The organism is Gemmobacter sp. LW-1 (assembly GCF_001303875.1).
GTDB classification, from domain to species: domain Bacteria; phylum Pseudomonadota; class Alphaproteobacteria; order Rhodobacterales; family Rhodobacteraceae; genus Gemmobacter; species Gemmobacter caeni.
On sequence record NZ_LJSC01000058.1, the window covers coordinates 37,776 to 58,219 of the forward strand.

Here is a 20,444-nt window from a genome sequence, read left to right on the forward strand (position 1 = left end):
AGGGGCACAAAATGGAAAGGGCCCGTTTCCGGGCCCTTCCGTGGAACGATTTTCGTCCGCGCCGAGAGGCGTGGATTAGTGGCTGCCCGAGTCGTTCGACGCCAGAGCGGCGACGACAACGATGCCGGCCAGAGCGGCCAGAGCAGCGCCGCCACCCAGCGAACCCGACGAAGCCGGAGCCACGACCACAGCCGGGGCGGGCTCTTCTTCAACGATGACCGGGCCGCCGGCGAAAGCGGTCGAAGCGGTCAGAGCGGTTGCCAGAGCGGCGAAAGCGAACTTTTTCATCTGTCTCTCCATGACATTTTGTTTGGCGATTGGGCATTCGGATACCACAACGCGACACTCAAAGTAAGTAGTATTCTCTAGCCGTTGTCAATGACCCGGGCCAGTTCAAGATAGCCCCATTCCGGGACCAGCAACTCTTTGGATTTCCTAATAAAATTACCCCCTTCGAACCAGTATTCGTTGGTGAATTCACGCCCCCCGCCCCGGCAGGTTTCTGCCACATGACGGGTCGAATGTTGCCGTCCTACCACAGTGATTGTTTCCCCCCCAATCACCGAAACGCTGCAATCATAATCGAAGCGGTGCATTTTATCGGCACCGTCCAGGTAGAAATAACTCCGGCGGTGTGAACCGCCACCAGAAGCCAGCTGAGCGCGGCTCGGAACGACCGCCTGCATGATGTCGGGACCGAATCCCCGCGTCGTCAGCATCACGCCATCCCGAAACGAAATGGTCAGGTCATCCGAGGTCGACCAGGTGTCGACGGCACCATTCCGCGCGATCGGCACAAGATAGATGGTCGAATTGCCGCTCTTCAACTCTCCCTTGATGACCGGGACATTCAGCTTGGCCAAATCCGCACGGGTGACTGGCGCGGCGGCACCCGCCGAACGCTTTTTCAGCATCGCGGAGGACAGGTTCTTCGCCGTAGAGACCAGCGGCGAACCGGATTCGCTGTCGCTGCTGCAACCGGCAAGAACGGCACAGGCGGTCAGCAGGGCAAGGGCAGATTTCAGCAGCTTCATTTCCAGAATCGTCCCCACTGCTCTTGAATGCCTGCGTCCTGATAATCGCGAATCGTCTCGTACAGGCGCCCGTCGATATCAAGCTTCGCGCCGCCATCGCGGCCGAAGGGACGGATGACCGTTTCATACTTCCGCCGCGACGGGCTGCCGGTGCCCCAGGTCAGCGGAACCTCCAGGCGAATCCCCTTGTCGAAAGAGCCGGAGCCGAAATCTTCAGACGAGACGTTGGTCTTGGTGGCGAATGCCCCCACACGCCAGCCGTTCGAGAATTCGCGGTCCACTGCCAGCGTAGCCCCGACGTCGCCCGCCAGGTAGCGACCCACATCCAGCTGCGCATGGAAGCCCGGCGCAAAGGTGTAATAGGCCGAGATATGGCCGGTCGCCACGCGGTAATCATACTCGCTGAACCCGAACAGCCCGTCCGTATCGCGCTGCGCAACATAGTTCAGCTCTGCCCCGACGGCCCAGCGGCTGTTGACCGGCTTGTAAAGCACCTCGCCCGAGATACCACCGAACATCCGCTCCAGATAACCGATGGAGACGCGGCCATACACATCACCGCCAAGATAGGCGTATTTCGATACCGACAGGCTTTCCAGCGCCGGGTCGGCGTTGGCGTCATACAGGTCGACGTCGGAACGCACGGGCTGCAGGCCCGTCGTGATGTCAGGCGGCGGCTCGTCCAGGTTACCCGCGATCTTCTTGGTGGCAGACCCCTGCAACACCCAGCCCGGCCCGAATTCATACCGGCCTGCGAACCGCAGCCCCACGTCCATCTTGAACGGCGAGCGCTGGTCAAACAGCCGTACCCGGTTATAGGGCGCGATGGACCACGACAGGTTCGGGTACAGATCAGGGTCGTAGGTCAGGTTCGGTGCCCGTTGACCGGGGTTCGACACGGTGACTGCATTCTGCATGGCCGCACTGGCGTTCGGATCGTATTCCAGACGCTCCAGATCGGAACGGCGCACCTTCACACGCGAGGCAGGCATGCCATTCGCCAGCGGCACGATCTCGAAGACTTCGACCGAGGCCGGCATCACATGCGACATCGCCCGCGCCACCCGGCCAATCGCCTGCGCCTCGGCGTCGTAGCGGCTGTTGCGGATGCGCACTTCGGCGGTGTTGGCGCTGTAACCGATGGCCTCGACCACGATGCCGTCCTGCTTCAGCCGCTTGTTCAGATTGGTGATGAAGATGGGTGCAGCGCCTTCCTGCGTCACCCATTCCGGCGACCAGGCATCGGCATCGACCGACCGCGACGGCCGCAGCTTCACCGGATCGGGCGCGCCATCCTTCACACCGCCCAGCGGACGCTGGCCCGGTGTCATCAGGAAATGCGCCGCAAAGCCCAGTTCGCTGCCGTACATGTAATAGCCGCCAAGGGTGATCCAGGGGCTCAGCTTGTATTCCGCGCCGAAGTTCAGCGGGCTCTTGCGGTCAAAGGTACCGCGCTTGTCAGCCTCCAGCCCGTAATCGTCAGACGAATATTCGGCCTTCAGCGACAGCCGGTCGGTCGCCTGCCATTCCACGCCCGCGAAAGGCGCGGCGGGGCCACGGAACCACTGGCCGAAGTTCACCTTACCGCCTTCACCAACGTCAATCGGGTCACGCGGGCCGAAAGGCGACCCCATCGACCCATAGCTGCCCAGCCGTCCCCAGCCGACGCCAACCGTAGCCTTCAGGCTCGGGGTGATATGTTTGGTGGCTGCGATATATTCGCCGGACAAGATCCCCGTCCCCGCGAAATCCTGCAAGCCGACGGTAACCGAAGGCAGATACCGGCTTTCATCCAGCACTTTGTAGCGCAGGTCGAACGAACGGTCATAGTAGATGTCGAACTGATCAATGCCTGAATTGCAATTCGGCTGGCAGGCGCTGTTCTTGTTCCAGTCACGGATACCGAGGAACCGGAAGCTGGCAGAGATGCGCGGCGTCACCTGAAAGCTGAGCGTCGTGCGGCTGATCGGGCCGAAATGGCCGCTCGAAACGGTGAGGTTGCCATCCGGCTGCGCCTCGCCCGAGGGCATGTCGATCAGGCCGGTCGCGCCGTAGAAGTTCAGCGAAGGCGCGGTTTCCGCAACCGCAAATCCCGAGGCGCAAAGGGCAACCACCGAGGTCGCAAGCAGGAACCTTCCCGCCGGGGTCTTGAATGCACTCATCGTCGCTCCGCCTATGCTATCCGCGGCAGTTTAAGGCAATCGTTCGCGCTCAACAATCTGTCACCGACGTATTGCGCGGATCGTTTCCTGAACAGGTGCCCTGTAGCCATGCACCCAGGTCTTGATGACCCGGCGCGCGCCGTCATGGTCGCCGACGGCAATCGCCGACCGCAGGGCGCGCAGGGCCTTGGCCATCTCAAGTTCGGACAGGCTGTCTTCGCGGGCGCGCAGGATCTTGGAATGCGGCGTAGTCAGCAGGCCCGCACCGATCAGCAGTTCCTCATGCAGCTTTTCGCCCGGACGCAGGCCGGTCACGACGATCTCGATATCACCCTCGGGGTGTGCGTCATCGCGCACGGAATAGCCCGCGGCGTTGATCAGCTGCACCGCAACATCGCGGATACGCACGGGTTTGCCCATATCCAGCACAAAGACATCCCCGCCCCGCGAGGTTTCGGCATCCGAGAAAGAGCCTGCCAGCAGCACCAGACGCGAGGCTTCGGAAATCGTCATGAAATAACGGGTCACATCCTCATGTGTCAGCGTGACCGGGCCGCCCTTGGCGATCTGTTCCTTAAACAGCGGAATGACGGAACCGGACGACCCCAGAACATTGCCAAAGCGCACCATCGAGAACAGCGTCCCGCGCGAGCGTTTGGCCATATCCTGCACGACCAGCTCGGCCAGGCGCTTGGAGGCTCCCATCACATTGGTGGGGCGCACCGCCTTGTCAGAGGAAATCAGGATGAACCGCCCCACCCCGGCATCATTGGCCGCTTCCGCCAGCGTGCGGGTGCCCAGAACGTTGTTGGCAAGCCCGGCCAGCGGATTGATCTCGACCAACGGCACATGCTTGTAGGCTGCGGCGTGGAACACGACCTCGATCCTGTGATCGTTGATCACCATACGGGTCAGCCGCGAATCGGTGACAGAACCCAGGACCGGCACGATCTCCACCCCGGTGCCGGCGGCAAGTTCCTGCAACTCGCGCTCGATCGTATAAAGTGCGACCTCGCTGACTTCGTACAGCACCACACAGGCCGGTCCGCAAGGGATAAGCTGGCGGCAGAGTTCAGACCCGATGGAACCGCCCGCGCCGGAAACCAGGATGGCCTTGCCGCGATAGGCCTGCTCCCCCTCGGCCAGCATGTCACCCACCTGATCGCGCCCAAGAAACTGCCCCGGCGCAACAGGCGACAGGTTGTCAATCAGCTCTTCCTCGCCGACAAGCTGGGCGAAGGACGGCAAGGACTGCACCTTGAGGCCCATCTGCCGCAAATTCCGTGTCAGTCGTGCCAGCTTGGGCGCAGAGACCGACGGCATGGCCAGAATGATGCGGTCAATGTCGCGCTGTTCCACCAGTTCCTTCAGATCAGAGGGCGGCAGCACGCGCAGCCCCGCCACCGTCATCGAATGCAGCGCCTCGTTGTCGTCGATGAAAGCCACCGGCACGATCCGCTCGTGCGCGCGCAGCGCCGCGACAAGCTGCACCCCGGTCGTCCCCGCACCATAGATGAGCACGCGATGCTTGGGCTGGCCATTGCGCAGCACCCACAGCAGCAGATGCAGCATGCCAAGCCGGACGCTGACTGCGGCGAGAAACAGCATCAAGCCGTAGATCGTGATGCCCGCCACGCCGAAACCGGGCATGACAAAACGCGAGATCACGGCGGCAACCGCCGTCACGAGCACGGAGTAAAGCGCCGTCCGCAGCATTGCCGTCGTTTCGAACGACTTGAGCTGAACGCGCGGAATACCCAGCCAGGCCGAGACCGCCCCGCCGGTCAGTGAAAGCGCGGGCAGCAGGTAAAACACCTGCGGCAGTCGCGTGAACAGGGAAAAGCCGTTGTAGGTAACCGCGATGGCCAATACCAGAATGACCGGCGGCAGAATGGCGTCGATCATGAACAAAACAAATTGCTTGTTCTTGCGGCTCAGCCCCGACTGAAAGGCATAAAGGCCGCGTCTGATAATGTTCATTCAACAACCTTCTTGCTCGGCGCAGCGACAGGCGAACTCGCAGGAGGCCAACCGGGATAGTCGGTGGAAAACTACCTGAAGCCGACACGTCCAACAAGCCGGGCCATGGCGGCTTTGCCCCGTTTTCGCGCGATTCAGCCTATTTTCCCAGCATTTTGCGTAACAATACGCCCGAGCCGGTACGCCAGAGCAACACAAGGTCGAAACACACGCTCTGATTTCGCTGATAAATGAGATCAAGCGCGGCCTTTCTGGGCACACATCGGCGCGCATAGACCGCATCCGTCTCCTCCGCAGTGCCACAGCGCGACAGCAGGTACTCCTCGTGCCGGTGAAAATGCAACGAGGCCAGGCCGGTAATTCCGGGGCGGCTTTGCAGCACCTCTGCATAGAGCCGGGGAAAGCGCTCGACATAGAGGCGCAGCGGCGGGCGCGGCCCGACAAAACTCATGTCGCCCCGGATCACATTCCACAATTGTGGAACTTCATCCAGTCGCGTGGCGCGCAGGAACCGCCCGGTCGGCGTAATCCGGGCAGATTTGTCACCGCCGGAAACGCCACTGTCCTGCCGTGCGGCGGTCATGGTGCGCAGCTTCCAGAGCCGGAACGGCACCCCCGGCGCCTTCATCCGCTCGGCAACGTAGAAAACCGGCCGACCGTCCCGGATCAACAGCACCAGAAGCAGCAGCGTGAAAGGCACGGCCAGAACCGCCGACAACAGCAGCGCCAGCCCCAGATCGAACAGCCTCTTGCCCCAGGTCATGCCCGCTCCCTCCAGATCCGCCAGTCCGCCACCAGATCATCGACGCTTCCGCTTCCCGCCGCCCCGGGCAACAGACGCTCCAGCTGCCCGGTGGCAAGAACCACCGCCGGAATGACCGCAGCATTGGCCGGACCCGTCTCCCAGTCGGCCCCGGCGGCGGTCAGAAGATCACCCATGGCCACAGCCCCCGGCGCGGCGATGTTCAGGATCGGCGGAATATTGCCGCCGGAAAGCGCCAGATCGCACAGCCCGGACAGGACGCGGGCAAAGCCCTGCGGCCCGATATAGGACCGCAATGGCCCTCCGGCAGACCCCGGAACCGGGTCGATCCGACGCAGGACATCCAGCGGACGCCCCAGAACCGCATCCGCCCCGGCGACATTTCCGATCCGCAGATGGGTGACACAGATCCCGGGATGGCACGCCTGCCAAAGGGCCACCTCCCGCTCTGCCGCGAGCTTCGCCGCGCCATATTCAGACGTCGGATGCGGCAAGGCGGTTTCCGCAAAAGGCACCGATTCGAGGCCCCCGGGGCCATAAACCGCACCGGAAGATGCCAGGAAAACATGACGCGCGCCAACAGATTGTGCCGCCTCGCAGGCCGCCAGCGCAATCTGGATGTTCGAAGCCAGCACAGCGCCCGGCGCCGGAACCACCCCGGCCAGAGACAGCATCACGCCCCCCCGCAGATCGGTGCCGGATGCGGGGAATGGCTCTGTCATCATGTCCCAGGCGAGCCAGCCTTCCCCGGCGAGCCGGCGGCTCCAGACCACATCCGCGCGCGCCCAGGTTGCCCGCAGAATGGAGCCGAGTCGCCCTGAAGCCCCTGAGACACAGATCATCGCAGCCTTGCCGTCAAATTCACCGGACCAAACTAGGCTGTTGAACCCCCGGCCTCACCCCAGTATCTTGCAACCGCTGTCAAAGTCCACCCTGCCAGGTGCGGCCCGATCGGAGATATTGATGCGGAAATTTGCGATTAGGCTTTGCCTGGCTACAGCCAGCCTCGGGATGGTCGCCTCCTGTGGCGACCTTCCGGCGGGCGGTCCGAATGCCGGTCAGATCCTTGCCGGTGCCGACAAGGAAGACGCAGATTTCGCCGTCTATCCCGTGACCCGCGCGACGCTTCCGCAGCTTTCGTCCTGGCCCACGCGCGGCGCAAGCCCGGCGGGCGGCTGGATCGCACGCACCAAGGGCCCCAGTTCGCAGATCATCGAGGCGGGCGACACGCTTGACCTCGCCATCTGGGACAACGGCGACAGCTCGCTTCTGACCCAGTCGGGTCAGAAGGTGGTCGAGATGAAGGGCATCCGCGTGTCACCTGCGGGTGAGGTGTTCCTGCCCTACGTCGATCAGGTCTATGTCGCGAAGATGTCCCCCGACCGGGCGCGCAATACGATACAGGCCGAGTTTTCGCAGATCATCCCCTCTGCCCAGGTTCAACTCAGCCATCACGCAGGACGTGAAAGCTCGGTCGATCTGGTCAGCGGCGTAAATTCTCCGGGCAACTATGTCATGCCGGATCGCGATTTCACGGTCCTGAGCCTGCTCGCTATGGGCGGGGGGATCACCAAGAGCCTGCGAAACCCGCAGGTACGCCTGATGCGGGGCGGCAAGCTTTATGCGACCTCGGCGGAAAGCCTGCTGAAAAGCCCTTCGCAGGATACGACGCTGCGCGGGGGCGACAAGGTTTATGTCGAGGACGATTCGCGCTACTTCCTGTCGCTGGGCGCCACCGGACGCGAGGCGCAGATCCCATTCCCGCATGACAAGGTGACCGCGCTGGATGCCGCCTCACTGGCTGGCGGCCTGAATGATACCCGCGCCAACCCCAAAAGCGTGCTGATCCTGCGGAACTACAAACCCGGCGATCTGCGCAGCGATGGCAGTGGCCCCGGCAAGGAACGCGTGATCTTTGCGCTGGACCTGACCACCGCCGACGGGCTGTTCAGTGCCGGGGAATTCCTCGTGCAGGACCGCGATCTCGTTCTGGCCACCCAGACCTCGCTGGCCAATACCAAGACGATCATTGGTCTGTTCTATGATGCCGTCGGCATCAGCACGCGTCTGGATCGTCTGGTCAGATAACCGGGACGGCCAGCCTGCGCGGGCCGCCCTTTCCGGGGCGGCTATTCCGCGCCTTCCAGTTTGGTCCGCAGTTCCCGCAACACGGGCAACACCGCGCGAACGCGATCAGCGCCGAGGGCTTGCACCACCTCGCCTATAAGAGGTGCAATCGCCTGCACCGCCGCATCGCGGGCCGCCCGGCCCGACGGGCTGATTGCAACGAACTTGCGTCGCGCATCGTCCCAGTCCGGCCGGATATGGATGTGGCCTGCCCATTCCAGCTTTGCCAGCGTGTTGGTCATGGCGCCGCGCGTGACATGAAAGCTGCGCGCAAGCTGGGCCGGGGTGCGTTCTTCCTGAATGCGCGCCAGATGGTTCAGCACACCAAAATGCGACAGCTCCATCCCTTTGGGCAGCGCTTTGGTCAAACGGTTGCGGGCAAGCTGATCGGCCATGAACAGCTCGCCAAACAGGGCAATCGCCAGATCTTCGGTCTTCTCTGCCATCACGGGCCGTCGAAGCTGCGGTCGTGTGACAACGAAGGCACGCGGCCCCGCGCCTTTTCAACCTCGGTCAGGTCGAGATCGACAAAAGTGACACCCGGATCGGTGCCCGCATCCACCAGAACCTCGCCCCAGGGTGCAATCGCAAGACTGTGACCATAAGTGTTGCGTCCCTTGCCCGCGCTTTCGGGGTGGAAGCCGGTCTGTGCGGGCGCCAGTATGAAGCAGCCGGTCTCGATCGCACGGGCGCGCAGCAGCACCTCCCAATGCGCGGCCCCGGTCAGGTGGTTGAAGGCGGCCGGAACGGTCAGGATCTGCGCGCCGCCCTGTGCCAGACGGCGGAACAGATGCGGGAAACGCAGATCATAACAGACCGTCATGCCGATCTTTGCCAGCGGGATGTCCGCCACGACCGCCTGCGCGCCGGGCCGGTAGGCCGCGCTTTCGCGGTAAACCTCGGTCTCGGTCACGTTCACGTCGAACATGTGGATCTTGTCATAGCGCGCGGCGATCTCACCCTCCGGCCCGATGAGGAAGGAGCGGTTGGCAAAGCGCCCGTCCGCATCCTGGGTCAGCAGCCCCAGAGACCCGATCAGCACCCAGATGCCAAGCGCCTTCGCCTCGGCGCGAATAGCAGCCAGCGTCGGATCATCGTCTTCATGCCGCAGCGTGGCGCGCTGATGTTCGCGCGATGAACTGAGCATGTTGGTGCATTCCGGCGTCAGCACCAGATCGGCGCCACCCTCTGCCGCGATGCGCAGGAAGGCGAGCGTTTCCGGCAGGTTCTCAGCCGGATCATCGGTCACCGTCAGCTGGACAAGCGCAACCCGCATCGCCTAACCCGCCAGCAGGGCATCAAGCTTGCCGTCATGGTCAAGCGCGTGGATGTCATCGCTGCCACCGACATGCTGCCCGCCGATGAAAATCTGCGGCACAGTGCGGCGCCCGTTCGCCCGGTCAGTCATTGCCGCCCGCAGATCAGGGTCGCGGCTCACGTCGATTTCGGTGAAAGCCGCGCCCTTGCGCGTCAGCAGCCGCTTGGCCGCCAGGCAATACGGGCAGGTCGGGGTGGTGTAGATTTCGACAGTTTTCATGATGAGGTCCGCTCAGTCTCGCAGTTGCGGCAAGACTATAGGGATTCATCCGTCTTTCGCAACGCGTGCCAGCACCACCACATCCACGCGCGCGGCCCCCGCCGCAAGACAGGCATCGGCACAGGCCCCCAGCGTGGCGCCGGAGGTCATCACATCATCCACCAGCAGAACCGGCCGCCCTTCCATCTGCCAGCGCCGTCGCTCGTTGACCCGGATCGCCTCTTCCAAATTGCGGAACCTCCCCTCCCGGTCGCGCCCTTCCTGACTGCGGGTATTGCGGCGGCGTACCAGAAGGTCCGGGCAATGCGGCAGATCGGCCAGCCGGGCCAGCCCCGCCGCCAGCAACGCCGACTGGTTGTAGCGCCGCCGGAACAGACGCAGCCAGTGCAGCGGTACCGGCGCAAGCAATGTATCGGGCTGCAACAGCGGGGCCGCTGCGCGATGCAGCCATTGCGCGCCGGGCCGGGCCAAATCCAGCCGGTCGCCATGCTTGAGGGCCATGACCAGCCGTCGCGCATTGTCGCGGTACAGCATCACCGCCCGCCCCCGCCCCCAGGGCCGGGCAATGGTCAGGCAATCGTCGCATTGCACGGGTGCGCCGCCCTCTTCGCCCGGCAAGGGGGTGCCACAGCAATCACAGACAAGCCCCGCGATGAACGGCGTTTCCCGCCAGCAACGTGCGCAAAGCCCAAAATCCGTAGTCACCAGCGCATCGCAACTGAGGCACTGTGGCGGGTAAACCAGTTGCACAGCCGCTTGCATTCCCATCCGACCCTCCTATGGTCCGCGGAAAGGAGCCCGCATGACCCCGCCCCAGCTTGTTGATCGCCCAGCCCTTGCCCGCAACCGCCGCCGCGCCCGCCCCGACGCGCTGTTCCTGCATGACGAAGCCGTCACCGAGGTTCAGGAAAGACTCGCTGCGGTTAACAGGCAGTTTACGAAACCCGCCATTGTGACGCCTTTCGCGGAAATCTGGGCTGGCGTCCTGCCGGACGCGAAGATCGTGCCCGATGACGAGATGCTGAACCTCGTCCCCGGTGCGCACGATCTGGTGATTCACGCCATGGCACTGCATTGGGCGAATGATCCGGTCGGACAACTGGTGCAGTGCCGCCGTGCCCTGAGCCCTGACGGTTTGTTCATCGGCCTGACTCTGGGCGGGCAGACGCTGGTGGCCTTGCGGGCCGCTCTGGCCGAAGCCGAGGTGGCGCAAACCGGCGGGCTGTCACCGCGCGTGTTGCCGATGGGCGAAATCCGCGATCTGGGTGCGCTGCTGCAACGCGCCGGGCTGAACCTGCCGGTCGCCGACAGCTTTGCCCGCCGGGTCAGCTATCGGGATGCGCTGCATCTGATGGCCGACCTGCGCGCCATGGGCGAGGCCAATGCAATGACCGAAAGGTCACGCCGGTTTACCCGGCGAAGGATTTTGCAGGACGCCGCGCAGCGGTACGAAACAGGTGCCGATGGCCGTATCGAGGCGCAGTTCGAAGTGATCTGCCTGACTGGCTGGAGCCCGCATGACAGCCAGCAAAAACCGCTGCGCCCCGGTTCGGCCGTGCAGCGGCTGGAAGATGCACTGAACGCCGCCCGCACAGGTGCGACGAAAAACGACAGTTGACCCCTGCCCCCATGGCACTATCTGGGGCGCGAAACCGAATGCAGGAGAAGACGATGCTTGATGCGCTGCGCGATGCGGTGGCCGGGTTGATCCGGCCGGGCGAAGGCCGTCTGGCCCATGCGCCTGCCGATCACCCGCCGGTGCGCGCCCCGAAGATCGGCGTGCTGCTGGCCAATCTGGGGACGCCGGACAACTACGACTACTGGTCGATGCGGCGTTATCTGAACGAATTCCTGTCGGACCGGCGGGTCATCGACTACCCGGCCTGGAAATGGCAACCGCTTTTGCAACTGATCATCCTCAGCAAGCGGCCCTTCACCAGCGGCGCGAATTACAAGCTGATCTGGAACGAGGAAAAGGGCGAAAGCCCGCTGATGACCATCACCAGGGATCAGACCGCTGCGCTGGCCGAGGCATTGCGGGCCGATTTCGGCGACCGGGTCATGGTGGATTTCTGCATGCGCTACGGCAACCCGTCGACCGAATCACGCCTGCGCGCGATGGTGGAGGCGGGCTGCGAAAAGGTGCTGTTCTTCCCCCTTTACCCGCATTACGCAGGCGCTACCTCGGCCACGGCGAATGACCAGTTCTTCCGCGCGCTGATGAAGGAAAAGCGCCAGCCCGCCGTGCGCACCGTGCCCGAATATTTTGACCATCCGCTTTACATCGAGGCTTTGGCGCAATCGGTGGAACGCGCCTATGCCGCGCTGAATCATCGCCCCGATGTGCTGGTGGCCAGCTATCACGGCATGCCGAAACGCTACCTGATGGAGGGCGACCCCTACCACTGCCAGTGTCAGAAAACGACGCGCCTGCTGCGCGAGCGGCTGGGATGGGAAAAGAGCAGCATCGACACCAGCTTCCAGTCGGTCTTCGGCACCGAGGAATGGCTGCGGCCCTATACCGTGGAGCATGTCGCCGCGCTGGCGAGGCAGGGCAGGAAGCGGATCGCGGTCATCGCGCCCGCCTTCAGCGCCGATTGCATCGAAACGCTGGAAGAGATCAACGGCGAGATCCGCGAAAGCTTTGAACATGCCGGGGGTGAGGTCTTTACCTACATCCCCTGCCTGAACGCCGATGCGGCCCATATCGAGGCACTGGCGAGCGTCGTGCGCGACAATCTGGCAGGCTGGGTCTGACCGGCCCGCTTTACCCGCGGCCCAAATGAAAAAGGCGGCAGGTCGCCCTGCCGCCCTTTCCATGACGTGAAGTCAAATCAGTTCGAAGCGACCGCAGCGGCCACGACGAGCAGGAGCAGCAGCGGAACCAGCGCGCCCGACGACGACGACGTGGCAGCTTCCACAACTTCCGGCTCCATCACCGGCTCGACCATGCCGCCGGCGAAGGCGGTGGTGGCGGCAACCGACAGAGCGGCAGCAAGAGCGAGTTTCTTCATTTCGATCTCTCCAGATAACGCGCGGGATCGGATGTTGCAGAGGCGACACCGCGCACCCAAGACTGTACCTCGTAAGGCGTGTTTAGACTTGAACGCAAACCGGCGCAATTGGCTCCCACCCGGTGCACGAATGCACCCGCGCCTGTCGTCAAATTAGCAACACTTGTGTGCCGACTTGGGCGAGATCAAAAAGTTCCTCGACATGCTCGTTGTACATGCCGATGCAACCGTTCGATGATTTGCGGCCGATCTTGCGCGTGTCATGCGTGCCGTGGATGCGGTAATAGGTCCAGGACAGCCACATCGCGCGCGTCCCCAGCGGGTTGTCCGGGCCCGGGCCAATATAATCCGGCCAGTCGGGATTACGCTCTTTCATCGAAGGCGTGGGGCGCCATTCCGGGCCGACGACCTTCTTGATGATTTCGGTCCGGCCACGTCGGGTCAGCTCGTCCGACAGCGGCACCGACGTGGGATACAGCTTGTAGGTCGACTGGTCCTCGGACCAGAAGTGCAGCGCCCGCGAGGTCGTATCCACCAGAATCGCGCCCTTGGCGAGATTGCTGAAATAGGGTTGCCAGTCGAGCATGCGGAAGCTCGAGATATTGTTGCGAACCGACCCTTCCACTTGAGCGAAGGCGGGCATGGCTGCGGCGGCGGCCACCGTGGCAGCGCCAACAAGAACGGCCCTGCGGCTGGGCCCGTGCGAATGTTCAGCTGACATCGCTGATCTCCTGAGGGTTGGATTGGGCGGTTTTTAGCCGCTGTGCGGCAAACTCGCAAATCAAAGAGATGTCACTTGGCGAAATCACGCAGACTTGCGTTTGATAACCCCGCCGCGATTGGATAAAGACGGGCGGTCGAAATCCCACTTGGTGCCCCCAATGACGCGCTTTCCCGTTCTGTCGATCTGTGCCCTGTCTATGCTGGCGGCCTGTGCGGCCCCCGATACCCAGCCCACGATCGGGGCGGACGGTCGGCCGCTTCCGCGCGTTTATCACATCGACAAGCGGACCGAGGCCGAGATTCCGGGCCGTCTGCTGGAGGCAGTGAATACCCTGCGCTCGGCCAAGGGGGTGCAGCCGCTGCAATATAACGGGGCGCTGATCGCCGCCGCCAATGCACATTCCCGCGACATGTCGGAACAGAACCGCCCCTGGCACTTCGGTTCGGACGGCTCGTCGCCGCTACTCCGGGTTCAACGGGCCGGATATGCCGGACATCTTCAGGGCGAGCTGATTTCGGAAACCTATGAAACCGAGCTGGATACGCTGGCATCCTGGACGGCCGTGCCCGACACCCGTGCGGTCGTGATGGACCCGCAGTCGAACGAAATCGGCTTCTCCTGGTATCAGGAGCCGAGCGGCAAGATCTGGTGGACCCTGCTGACAGGGGATTCGACACGCGCGCCCGTCGCCCGGGTTTCGGCCACGGCACTTGGGCGCACCGTGACCTCCGAGATGGATCACGTCGGCGGCGCGCCTCCGGCGCAGTAAACTGCCCTGCCGAATGAAAAAGCGCCGGTCCCGCGACCGGCGCTTTTTGCTTTTGCGCGGCTGCGCTCAGGGCAGAATATGGATCGGCGTATATTGCCGGACCATGGCATAGATCTCTTCCATCTCCTTGTCGCGCACGGCAATGCAGCCCGCGGTCCAGTCACCCTTGTTGGTGCCTTTGTAGTTGGAACGGCCATGTATCATGATGTCGCCTCCCGGCCGCTTGCCCTGAGAGGCGGCAAAGGCACTGTCAGCGAGGTTGGGATAGGAAATGCCCAGCGACAGGTGATAGCGACTTTTCGGATTGTGGAAGCTGATGAAGTAGGTGCCTTCCGGGGTCTTGCCGTCGCCCTCGAACTGCTTGTGGCCTTCGGGTGCAAAGCCAAGACCGATATCGTATTGTTTCAGCACCTTGGCGTCGTGCAGAAGATACATCTTGCGCGCGCCCTTGTGGACCTGGATCGAGGTGACCGCCGGGCCCTTGTAACTGCGGAACTTGCTGTTGCCTCCGCCACATGCGGCCAACAACGCCACAAGAAGGAATGCCGATAAAAGGCGCGCGAAAGTCATGGGGTGCCTGCTGCTTTGTTTTTTCTGCCCATAGCCAAAATGGCAGAAACTGCACAGCCTGTATATGCGTGCAGATGTTCACAGTCGCTTCACGCCTTCGTGCGCGGACTCACAAGCTGAAGCGGGCAGCCAGTTCCACATGCGACGACCAGCGGAACTGGTCGACCACCTGTACCCAATCGAGCAGCCACCCCGCCGCAATCAGCACCTTTGCGTCACGGGCAAAGGTGATCGGATTGCATGAGACCATGGCGATGACCGGCACCCGGCTGTGCGCAAGCGTCGCCACCTGCGCCTCGGCCCCGGCGCGCGGCGGGTCGATGACGACGGCGCCCACGCCCTTGAACTCGTCAGGCTCCAGCGGGCGCCGGAACAGGTCGCGCGTTTCACAGGTGACGCGGTGCAGGCCCCCGGCCTGACGCCAGCCCTTGTCCAGCGCCGCCATCATCGCGGCGTCGCCTTCAGCGGCCAGCACATCGGCACGTTCGGCCAGCGGCAGGGTGAAGGTGCCGCAGCCCGCGAACAGATCGACGATGCGCGGCGCATCGCCCACGGCTTCGGTCACTGCGGACAGCAGCGCCGCCTCCCCTTCTTCGGTCGCTTGCAGAAAGGCACCGGGCGGCGGGGCGACCAGCGCGCGGCCCATGCGTTGCATCGGCGCAGCACGCAGGGCGATCACCTCATCGCCCCAGCTGAGCCGCGACAGGCCATGCGCCTCGGCCACGCGGGCCAGATCCAGCCGCAGCGTCGCATCCAGAGGCTTGCCGCCCTGTACCGCCACATCCGGCCCGGCAAGGCTGCGCGTCACCGTCAGCGCAAGCTCGCCCGTGCGGGAGCCGCCTGTGCGCACCAGCGCCTCCAGCGCGGGCACCGCGCCCATCAGATCGGGGTGCAGAAGCTGGCAGTTCGGCACGGGGATAATGGTATCTGACCCGCGCGCGTGAAAGCCGATCAGCGCCCCGCCCTTGGTGCGCCGCCCGGCCAGCGTGGCTCGACGGCGCGAGCGTGGTGGCGAGGTCAGGATCGGCCGCAACGGTGCCTCCAACCCCTGCCCCGCCAGCGCGCCGCGCACGATGCCCAGCTTCCAGTCAGCCACGAAACCGTCACGCGCATGCTGCATCAGACAGCCGCCACAGCTTTTTGCATGGGCGCAGGGCGGCTTCACCCGGTCCGCCGAGGGCGTCACGATCTTCGGCGCGGTCAACTGGCTGCCCTGAAGCTCCCCCTCCACTTCCTCGCCCGGCAACATGCCCGGCACATAGACCGGACCTTCCGGCCCCTCGGCGATGCCGTCGCCATGGTGCCCAAGCCGCGCGATGGTCAGTTTCATTCCGCTGCCTCTTCGGTGACGATGAAGCCCCCCGATTGCCGGTTCCAGTAGCGCGCGTAAAGCCCCCCTTTCGCCAGAAGTGCCTCGTGGCGGCCTTCTTCGACGATCCGGCCCTGATCCAGCACGATGATCCTGTCCATTTCGGCGATGGTCGACAGGCGATGCGCAATGGCCAGCACGGTCTTACCCTGCATGACACGGCCCAGCGCCTCCTGGATGCTGGCCTCGACCTCACTGTCGAGCGCGCTTGTCGCTTCATCCAGCACGAGAATCGGGGCGTCCTTCAGGAAGGCGCGCGCCAGCGCGATACGCTGCCGCTGGCCACCCGAAAGCTTCACCCCCCGCTCGCCCAGATAGGCGTCATAGCCCTTGCGGCCCTGATGATCTTCCATGGCCAGAATGAACTCATGCGCCTCGGCTTGCCGGGCGGCGGCGATGATCTCGGCCTCCGACGCATCCGGGCGGCCATAGGCGATATTGTCCCGCGCGGATCGGTTGAACATCGCGGTTTCCTGCGTGACCATGCCGATCTGGCGGCGCAGGCTTTCCTGCGTGACATGGCGCAGGTCGTGACCGTCCAGCGTCACCTTGCCTTTTTCGCAGTCATAGAGCCGCAAAAGCAAGGCAACCAGCGTCGACTTCCCCGCCCCTGAAGCCCCGACAATTCCGATCTTCTCACCAGCCGCGATATGCAGCGTGACCCTGTCGATACCGCCGCGCTTGCGGCCATAGGCGAAGCTGGCGTCGAGGTAATCAACCTTGCCGCTGATGCGCGGCAGGTCCACTGCCCCCGGCGCATCGGCAAGCTGATGCGGCTGCGCCAGCGTGCGCATGCCGTCCTCGACCTCGCCAATGCTGGTATAGATCGACATGAGCGTGAAGCTGACCCAGCCAGTCATCTGCGCAATCCGCATCGCTACCGCGCCCGACGCCGCGATATCGCCAGCCGTCGCCCCGCCCTGCTGCCACAATAGCACCGTACCACCGATCAGCAGCACCGGCAGAACCCCGGCGAGTGTCATCAGCGACAGGCGAAACCAGGTCGAAATCTCGCCAAATTCGACACTGCGCTCGCGGAAAACCTCCATGCTGCGCAGGGCTACGCGATCCTCGAAGGCGGCATGGGCAAAGAGTTTGACCGTCTTGATATTGGTGATCGTATCCACCACCTGTCCGGAAACCATGGCCCGCGCCGCAGCCCGGGCCGCCGAATTGCCCTTTACCCGCGGCATGAAGAACCGGATCAGCGCAAGATAGGCCACCAGCCAGACCAGCAGCGCCAGGGCAATCCAGGCATCAATGGCGATCAGGAAGATCGCCGATCCGATGACAGAGGCCAGCGCGAAACAGACAGTATTGATGACCTCGGTCGCGGTATCGGTAACAGCCCGCGCGGCCTGCATCTGCTTTTGCGCGATCCGTCCCGCGAAATCATTGTCGAAGAAGGTGACGCTTTGCCCCAGCGTCCAGCGATGAAGCCGGCTGAGCACCAGCGGCATCACATTCGGCCCGACGATGATGGAGTTAGAGGCTGCGGAAGCGGCAAAGGTCAGTGGCCGCAGCACAAGGTAGAACACCATGAACAGCACCAAAAGCCAGGCCTGTTCGGCAAAGAACGCGGTAGGGCCTGACCCGACCGCCGCATCGACCACCATGCCAAGGATCAGCGCCGAAACCACCTCGGTCGTGCCCGCAAGCGCCGAAATCGCCCCCGCCACAGCCAGCGGCGCCCAAGCCCCGCTCAGGCACCAGCGGAAGAACGGACCGAGCTCTTGCGGCGGCATACCCTCCGCCGGACGGAAGGCATCAATGAAACCGGCAAGACCGCGCAGTGCCTTCATGCCTCGTCCTCCGTTCCGATGAACCCGCCCGATTGTCGTGCCCAGAAGCGGGCGTAAAGCCCGCCCTGTTCCAGCAGCTCGGCATGGCTGCCCTCTTCGGCCACTGCGCCATCCTCCAGCACGACGATACGGTCCATCGCCGCGATGGTGGACAGACGGTGCGCAATAGCGATGACAGTCTTGCCCTGCATCACGCCATAGAGCGCTTCCTGAATCGCCGCCTCGACCTCGCTGTCCAGCGCCGATGTCGCCTCGTCCAGAATCAGGATCGGCGCGTCTTTCAGGATGACGCGCGCCAGCCCGATCCGCTGCCGCTGCCCGCCCGAAAGCTTCACCCCCCGCTCGCCGACATGCGCGTCATAGCCCTTGCGGCCTTCGGGGTCTTCCAGCGTCAGGATGAACTCATGCGCCTCGGCCCGGCGGGCGGCGGCAATCATATCCTCCTCGGTCGCCTCGGGGCGGCCATACAGGATATTTTCCCGTACACTCCGGTGCAAAAGGCTCGAATCCTGCTGAACCATGCCGATCTCGCGGCGCAGGCTGTCTTGTGTGACCTGCGAGATATCCTGCCCGTCGATCAGGATGCGCCCCTGCTCGCAATCGTAGAACCGCAGCATCAGCTTCACCAGTGTGGACTTGCCCGCGCCGGACCTGCCGACAACGCCAATCCGCTCACCCGGCCTCAGGGTCAGGTTAACATCACGCAGGCCGCCCGAACCGCGCCCATAGTGATGGGACACACCTTCCAGCCGGATCTCGCCTCTGGTCAGGTACAGGGGCCTTGCCTCGCGGGCATCGACCAGACCGATGGGCTGGGTGATCGTCTCCATCCCCTCCTGCACCACACCCAGCGCCTGCACCAGCGAGGTGGTCGCCCACATGATCCAGTAGGTCATGTTATTGAGCCGCAACACCAGCGCAGTCGCCGCCGCCACGGTGCCAACGCTCGCCTGCCCCTGATACCACAGGACCAGCGCCCAGCCGGTAACAGCCACGATCAGCCCGCCGTTGAGGCCGGTCAGCGCAAGGTCCATCTTGGTGATAACCCGCATTTCCTTCTGGAATGTGGATCGTGCATGCTCGATGGCATCAGTCGCATGCCGCATTTCCAGATCGTGATGCGCGAACAGCTTTACCGAATGGATATTGGTATATGCATCCACCACACGCCCGGTGATGGCCGACCGCGCATCGGAACTGGCCTTCGAGGCAGGCCCGGCGCGCCGCAGCGTCCAGCGCACCAGCGCCGCATAAAGCGCAAACCAGACCAGAAGCGGCAGCACCAGACGCGGGTCGGCATCGGCCAGCATGATACCTGCACCGACAATGGTAACACTGGCAAAAGCCACGGCATCAAAGGTCTGGAACACTGCATCCCCCGCCGCCGGGGGCGTCTGCATCACCCGGTTGGCAATGCGACCCGCGAAATCGCTTTCAAACCAGCCGACAGGCTGGCGCAGCACATGATCATGCGCGCGAAAGCGGATCATCGTTCCGAAATTCGGCAGGATGGTGTTGTGCAGCAGCGCCACATTCGACACCAGCAACAGCGGCCGAAGGATCAGTACGGCAAGACCGACCGCGATGATCTCGGTTCCATGGCCATTCCAGACCTCGGCAGGGCTGGCCGTGGCCAGCAAGTCGACCAGACGCCCCACATACCAGATCAGCGCCACATCCGACCCTGCTGCAAGCACCGAAAGCAGCGCTGTTACCGCGAAAACGCCGCGGAATGGCCGGACGTATTCCCTCAGGAAGGGCCAAAGCCTGCGGGGCGGGGCATCGCTGCGCGCATAGGATTGATAAGGGTCAACAAGCCCTTCAAAAAACCAGAACATGGGGAAACTGCCTCAAAACAGGTCGGAGGTAAGATATAGGCCTTTCTGCCGGAAAGGAAAACCGCCCTTGGGGCAGATGACAAGGGACGGTTTACGGGGTCAGGCCGACACTCGTGAACGCCTCGACAATCCGCTCGGCCCCCCAGATGCTGACCTCTGACGGTGCCGCCCCGGGAGCGGGGATATTCACCCCTTCACCCGCGCCGATCTGCCGGGTTTGCCCCGCAGCCATGGCCTCAACCCGGCCGCGCTGAACGAAAATCCCGAAAACGCCCCGGCTCGGCCCCGCGTAGAACCGCGTTCCGCGCACGCCGATACGGGCGAAGGTGCTTTGCACTTCAAGGTCCAGCGGCGCCAGCGTATCGGGCCGGTCGAAGACCATGGCCCCGCCAATCGTGATCGTCCCCCCCAGATCGGCCGCAAAGCGATCAAGCGTAAACCGCGCTTCGGGGCCAAGGTTGATCCGTGTCGCGGTAAACAGCTCCAGCGCAGCAAGGCTTGCGGCACCCGTGCTGACGGTATCGCCTTCATGCAGCGGATCGTCAGGGTGCAACGCCTGTTCCGCATTTCCGCGCGACAGAATGGCCTGCCCGGTCAGCGCCAGCGTGACACCGACAGGCGCCTGCGCAAAACCACGCGTCGCCAGCAAGAGGGCTGGCGCGGCAAGAAAAAGGCGGCGAGTGGCAGGCATGGCTCTGTCCTCACGTTTGGCCAGAGCCTCAGCCTAGCAGGCGTATTCCCGCCCCGGAACCGAT

Annotated in this window: 21 protein-coding genes; 4 read left to right on the plus strand and 17 right to left on the minus strand. The window is 63.6% G+C overall.

Annotation, left to right across the window (positions count from 1 at the left end):
• Window positions 1-75: 75 nt before the first annotated feature.
• The 6 genes from AO684_RS18105 to AO684_RS18130 form a co-directional block, all read right to left on the minus strand.
• Window positions 76-288, minus strand: coding sequence for a hypothetical protein (locus AO684_RS18105; protein WP_054304138.1), 213 nt, complete (start codon window positions 286-288; stop codon window positions 76-78).
• A 77-nt stretch (window positions 289-365) separates the two neighbouring features.
• Window positions 366-1,034 carry a YjbF family lipoprotein gene (locus tag AO684_RS18110; protein WP_054304139.1) on the minus strand — a complete coding sequence of 223 codons (669 nt, stop codon included), beginning with the start codon at window positions 1,032-1,034 and terminating at the stop codon, window positions 366-368.
• Window positions 1,031-3,196 (minus strand): YjbH domain-containing protein, encoded by a 2,166-nt coding sequence (locus tag AO684_RS18115; protein ID WP_054304140.1) that lies wholly within the window; start codon window positions 3,194-3,196, stop codon window positions 1,031-1,033. Before AO684_RS18115 ends, AO684_RS18110 begins: the two co-directional genes overlap by 4 nt.
• 60 nt (window positions 3,197-3,256) lie before the next feature.
• The gene (locus AO684_RS18120) at window positions 3,257-5,176 is read right to left on the minus strand and encodes a nucleoside-diphosphate sugar epimerase/dehydratase (RefSeq protein ID WP_108130591.1); all 1,920 of its coding nucleotides are present in this window, start codon (window positions 5,174-5,176) and stop codon (window positions 3,257-3,259) included.
• Window positions 5,177-5,315: 139 nt separating this feature from the next.
• Entirely contained in the window at window positions 5,316-5,939 is a 624-nt protein-coding gene (locus tag AO684_RS18125; RefSeq protein WP_054304141.1) for a sugar transferase, read from the minus strand.
• The gene (locus tag AO684_RS18130; RefSeq protein ID WP_054304142.1) at window positions 5,936-6,781 is read right to left on the minus strand and encodes an NAD(P)-dependent oxidoreductase; all 846 of its coding nucleotides are present in this window, start codon (window positions 6,779-6,781) and stop codon (window positions 5,936-5,938) included. Before AO684_RS18130 ends, AO684_RS18125 begins: the two co-directional genes overlap by 4 nt.
• Window positions 6,782-6,902: 121 nt before the next feature.
• Here AO684_RS18130 and AO684_RS18135 point away from each other — a divergent pair, with 121 nt between their 5' ends.
• The gene (locus AO684_RS18135) at window positions 6,903-8,027 is read left to right on the plus strand and encodes a polysaccharide biosynthesis/export family protein (RefSeq protein WP_108130383.1); all 1,125 of its coding nucleotides are present in this window, start codon (window positions 6,903-6,905) and stop codon (window positions 8,025-8,027) included.
• Window positions 8,028-8,068: 41 nt separating this feature from the next.
• On the opposite strand, the gene AO684_RS18140 is transcribed toward AO684_RS18135, so the two are convergent.
• From AO684_RS18140 to AO684_RS18155, 4 genes are read right to left on the minus strand one after another with little or no spacing between them, the layout of a single operon-like run.
• A complete protein-coding gene (locus AO684_RS18140) occupies window positions 8,069-8,512 on the minus strand; it encodes a MarR family winged helix-turn-helix transcriptional regulator (RefSeq protein WP_054304144.1) in 444 nt (147 codons plus the stop codon).
• A complete protein-coding gene (locus tag AO684_RS18145) occupies window positions 8,512-9,342 on the minus strand; it encodes a carbon-nitrogen hydrolase family protein (protein WP_054304145.1) in 831 nt (276 codons plus the stop codon). Before AO684_RS18145 ends, AO684_RS18140 begins: the two co-directional genes overlap by 1 nt.
• 3 nt (window positions 9,343-9,345) lie before the next feature.
• Window positions 9,346-9,603: a glutaredoxin 3 gene (grxC, locus tag AO684_RS18150; RefSeq protein ID WP_054304146.1), complete on the minus strand. Its 258-nt coding sequence runs from the start codon at window positions 9,601-9,603 to the stop codon at window positions 9,346-9,348.
• A gap of 45 nt (window positions 9,604-9,648) precedes the next feature.
• Window positions 9,649-10,371, minus strand: coding sequence for a double zinc ribbon domain-containing protein (locus tag AO684_RS18155; RefSeq protein ID WP_054304147.1), 723 nt, complete (start codon window positions 10,369-10,371; stop codon window positions 9,649-9,651).
• Between the two features lie 34 nt (window positions 10,372-10,405).
• Between AO684_RS18155 and AO684_RS18160 the strand changes: the two genes are divergently transcribed.
• Both AO684_RS18160 and hemH read left to right on the plus strand, forming a co-directional pair.
• Window positions 10,406-11,221 carry a methyltransferase domain-containing protein gene (locus AO684_RS18160; protein ID WP_054304148.1) on the plus strand — a complete coding sequence of 272 codons (816 nt, stop codon included), beginning with the start codon at window positions 10,406-10,408 and terminating at the stop codon, window positions 11,219-11,221.
• A gap of 53 nt (window positions 11,222-11,274) precedes the next feature.
• Entirely contained in the window at window positions 11,275-12,360 is a 1,086-nt protein-coding gene (gene hemH, locus AO684_RS18165; protein WP_054304149.1) for a ferrochelatase, read from the plus strand.
• Window positions 12,361-12,437: 77 nt separating this feature from the next.
• Here the strand turns inward: hemH and AO684_RS18170 are convergent, their stop codons facing one another.
• Together AO684_RS18170 and AO684_RS18175 are read right to left on the minus strand one after the other, a co-directional pair.
• Entirely contained in the window at window positions 12,438-12,617 is a 180-nt protein-coding gene (locus AO684_RS18170; protein WP_054304150.1) for a hypothetical protein, read from the minus strand.
• Window positions 12,618-12,765: 148 nt separating this feature from the next.
• The gene (locus AO684_RS18175) at window positions 12,766-13,338 is read right to left on the minus strand and encodes a L,D-transpeptidase (protein WP_054304151.1); all 573 of its coding nucleotides are present in this window, start codon (window positions 13,336-13,338) and stop codon (window positions 12,766-12,768) included.
• Between the two features lie 160 nt (window positions 13,339-13,498).
• On the opposite strand from AO684_RS18175, the gene AO684_RS18180 reads away from it, so the two are divergent.
• Window positions 13,499-14,110 (plus strand): CAP domain-containing protein, encoded by a 612-nt coding sequence (locus AO684_RS18180; RefSeq protein WP_082401105.1) that lies wholly within the window; start codon window positions 13,499-13,501, stop codon window positions 14,108-14,110.
• Between the two features lie 66 nt (window positions 14,111-14,176).
• On the opposite strand, the gene AO684_RS18185 is transcribed toward AO684_RS18180, so the two are convergent.
• The 5 genes from AO684_RS18185 to AO684_RS18205 form a co-directional block, all read right to left on the minus strand.
• Window positions 14,177-14,680, minus strand: a complete 504-nt coding sequence (locus tag AO684_RS18185; protein ID WP_054304152.1) for a murein L,D-transpeptidase family protein — start codon at window positions 14,678-14,680, stop codon at window positions 14,177-14,179.
• A gap of 109 nt (window positions 14,681-14,789) precedes the next feature.
• Window positions 14,790-16,010, minus strand: a complete 1,221-nt coding sequence (locus AO684_RS18190) for a class I SAM-dependent RNA methyltransferase (RefSeq protein ID WP_054304153.1) — start codon at window positions 16,008-16,010, stop codon at window positions 14,790-14,792.
• Window positions 16,007-17,851 carry an ABC transporter ATP-binding protein gene (locus tag AO684_RS18195; protein WP_054304154.1) on the minus strand — a complete coding sequence of 615 codons (1,845 nt, stop codon included), beginning with the start codon at window positions 17,849-17,851 and terminating at the stop codon, window positions 16,007-16,009. Before AO684_RS18195 ends, AO684_RS18190 begins: the two co-directional genes overlap by 4 nt.
• The gene (locus AO684_RS18200; RefSeq protein WP_054304155.1) at window positions 17,848-19,689 is read right to left on the minus strand and encodes an ABC transporter ATP-binding protein; all 1,842 of its coding nucleotides are present in this window, start codon (window positions 19,687-19,689) and stop codon (window positions 17,848-17,850) included. The genes AO684_RS18195 and AO684_RS18200 overlap by 4 nt, the downstream gene beginning before the upstream one ends.
• A 91-nt stretch (window positions 19,690-19,780) precedes the next feature.
• Window positions 19,781-20,380, minus strand: a complete 600-nt coding sequence (locus tag AO684_RS18205; RefSeq protein ID WP_054304156.1) for a FecR domain-containing protein — start codon at window positions 20,378-20,380, stop codon at window positions 19,781-19,783.
• Window positions 20,381-20,444: the final 64 nt, after the last annotated feature.

Coding starts and splice junctions, on each gene's coding strand:
- AO684_RS18105 (WP_054304138.1), bottom strand. CDS start 288: ATGAAAAAGTTCGCTTTCGCCGCTCTGGCAACCGCTCTGACCGCTTCG.
- AO684_RS18110 (WP_054304139.1), bottom strand. CDS start 1,034: ATGAAGCTGCTGAAATCTGCCCTTGCCCTGCTGACCGCCTGTGCCGTT.
- AO684_RS18115 (WP_054304140.1), bottom strand. CDS start 3,196: ATGAGTGCATTCAAGACCCCGGCGGGAAGGTTCCTGCTTGCGACCTCG.
- AO684_RS18120 (WP_108130591.1), bottom strand. CDS start 5,176: ATGAACATTATCAGACGCGGCCTTTATGCCTTTCAGTCGGGGCTGAGC.
- AO684_RS18125 (WP_054304141.1), bottom strand. CDS start 5,939: ATGACCTGGGGCAAGAGGCTGTTCGATCTGGGGCTGGCGCTGCTGTTG.
- AO684_RS18130 (WP_054304142.1), bottom strand. CDS start 6,781: ATGATCTGTGTCTCAGGGGCTTCAGGGCGACTCGGCTCCATTCTGCGG.
- AO684_RS18135 (WP_108130383.1), top strand. CDS start 6,903: ATGCGGAAATTTGCGATTAGGCTTTGCCTGGCTACAGCCAGCCTCGGG.
- AO684_RS18140 (WP_054304144.1), bottom strand. CDS start 8,512: ATGGCAGAGAAGACCGAAGATCTGGCGATTGCCCTGTTTGGCGAGCTG.
- AO684_RS18145 (WP_054304145.1), bottom strand. CDS start 9,342: ATGCGGGTTGCGCTTGTCCAGCTGACGGTGACCGATGATCCGGCTGAG.
- grxC (WP_054304146.1), bottom strand. CDS start 9,603: ATGAAAACTGTCGAAATCTACACCACCCCGACCTGCCCGTATTGCCTG.
- AO684_RS18155 (WP_054304147.1), bottom strand. CDS start 10,371: ATGGGAATGCAAGCGGCTGTGCAACTGGTTTACCCGCCACAGTGCCTC.
- AO684_RS18160 (WP_054304148.1), top strand. CDS start 10,406: ATGACCCCGCCCCAGCTTGTTGATCGCCCAGCCCTTGCCCGCAACCGC.
- hemH (WP_054304149.1), top strand. CDS start 11,275: ATGCTTGATGCGCTGCGCGATGCGGTGGCCGGGTTGATCCGGCCGGGC.
- AO684_RS18170 (WP_054304150.1), bottom strand. CDS start 12,617: ATGAAGAAACTCGCTCTTGCTGCCGCTCTGTCGGTTGCCGCCACCACC.
- AO684_RS18175 (WP_054304151.1), bottom strand. CDS start 13,338: ATGTCAGCTGAACATTCGCACGGGCCCAGCCGCAGGGCCGTTCTTGTT.
- AO684_RS18180 (WP_082401105.1), top strand. CDS start 13,499: ATGACGCGCTTTCCCGTTCTGTCGATCTGTGCCCTGTCTATGCTGGCG.
- AO684_RS18185 (WP_054304152.1), bottom strand. CDS start 14,680: ATGACTTTCGCGCGCCTTTTATCGGCATTCCTTCTTGTGGCGTTGTTG.
- AO684_RS18190 (WP_054304153.1), bottom strand. CDS start 16,010: ATGAAACTGACCATCGCGCGGCTTGGGCACCATGGCGACGGCATCGCC.
- AO684_RS18195 (WP_054304154.1), bottom strand. CDS start 17,851: ATGAAGGCACTGCGCGGTCTTGCCGGTTTCATTGATGCCTTCCGTCCG.
- AO684_RS18200 (WP_054304155.1), bottom strand. CDS start 19,689: ATGTTCTGGTTTTTTGAAGGGCTTGTTGACCCTTATCAATCCTATGCG.
- AO684_RS18205 (WP_054304156.1), bottom strand. CDS start 20,380: ATGCCTGCCACTCGCCGCCTTTTTCTTGCCGCGCCAGCCCTCTTGCTG.